This is a genomic window from Alkaliphilus transvaalensis ATCC 700919, assembly GCF_000621485.1.
GTDB lineage: Bacteria > Bacillota > Clostridia > Peptostreptococcales > Natronincolaceae > Alkaliphilus > Alkaliphilus transvaalensis.
Window position 1 is genome coordinate 1 of the sequence record NZ_JHYF01000040.1, and the last position, 1382, is coordinate 1382.

Below are 1382 nucleotides of genomic sequence, written 5' to 3' on the forward strand. Positions count from 1 at the left end.
GAAGTCACTATTCAAGGTGAAGATAAAGATATAAGACTTGAAATAGGTAATATTCGCCCTCTAGTAAACGGACAAGCAATTACCCTAGATGTCCCCGCTAAGTTAGTAGGGGGAAGGACCTTTGTACCTCTTAGATTTGTTAGTGAAGCTTTAGGGGCAAAGGTAGATTGGAATAGCAAAACTTCAGTTGTTGATATCTACACAGGTGGAGAGATTGTTGAAGTAAAGTATAACACAATAGAGAGTCTTAACCTTAAGGTAGAAAAAGTTGAATCTTTTGGAGACTTATTTGTTAATACACGAACTGGAAATAATCGTTTATTACCAACCTATTCAGAAGTTGTTTTTATTAAAAAGGCAGATTTGCCCTTCCAAGTGGGAGAAACTATCATTTACGATATTGAAGCATTTAACGATAATCGTTCATTGAGGGTGATACAAAACACACCTTCTTCAGCTCCCAATGATACTGGTCTAGACTTTTTATTTGTAAGTGGAGATGATAGTTCAAGGCTTCGTAGCCCTTATGTTCAATTCAACAAAGACTTAGGTGTTGGCAAGAGAAGTGTAGAATACTCAGTTGTTGGTGGTGGAGACAGAGGATTTGACCCTAATTTTGAGGACTACAAACTTCATCAAGCTGAGTACATTGTGTTTAGAACGGTTACAAGTAGTATTGCTGTAGCTTTAGAAAATCCTTTTAAATAGACGGAGGTAGGAGGTAGTAATGATAAAAAGAGGTTTGGTTTTTCTAATATGCACCATGTTAATAGTATCTTTTTCAATAACTAGAGCTGAAGCTAGGAACTATAACGAAGTAGGTGACGTGAGATATTTTGTAGGTATGATGTATCATGATGCCTGGATCCATTCCGATGGCAAGACATGGCAAAACAATAAAGATCCTTTTGGAGGTTCTCTTGTTGCAGTTCATCAAAACTATGTATTTAATAACATTGAAGGAAGAAAAATAAAGAATGTCTCTGTAAGTGCTTACAAGGGGACTCCTGAAGAACATATAATAAAGTCCAGGGGTGAAGTATGGGAGAAATACAAAGATCGTTCTTCTACAAATGTATCACCTGCAGTAAGCAACCTACAAGGAATTGGGGGTCGAGAAGTATCTTTTACAGTAACAGTAAATGCGAATCTAAATGCAGATGAACCATTGGAAATTACAGATGAAGCTACCCAAGCAATTCATGAAAATGTAGAAGGGTATAGAACTTTTCTACCTATTCTAATTAAAGTAGAATTAGAAGCTGAATCAAATGCCCCTAAGACTAGCCTCATGTCAACCTTTAACAACTACACAATCAATAGACAGGCCCCTAAGAACCTTCATACCTTTTGGATGTACTATAATAGCGACTCTACAGACC

2 protein-coding genes are annotated in these 1382 nt (G+C 36.8%); both read left to right on the forward strand.

Annotated elements, in window-relative coordinates; genetic code table 11:
- Positions 1–708: copper amine oxidase N-terminal domain-containing protein (locus T335_RS0115330; protein ID WP_026478316.1), on the forward strand; the 708-nt coding region annotated here is incomplete at its 5' end.
- Between the two features lie 19 nt (positions 709–727).
- Positions 728–1382 (forward strand): hypothetical protein (locus T335_RS0115335; protein ID WP_026478317.1); only part of this gene is annotated, 655 nt, incomplete at its 3' end.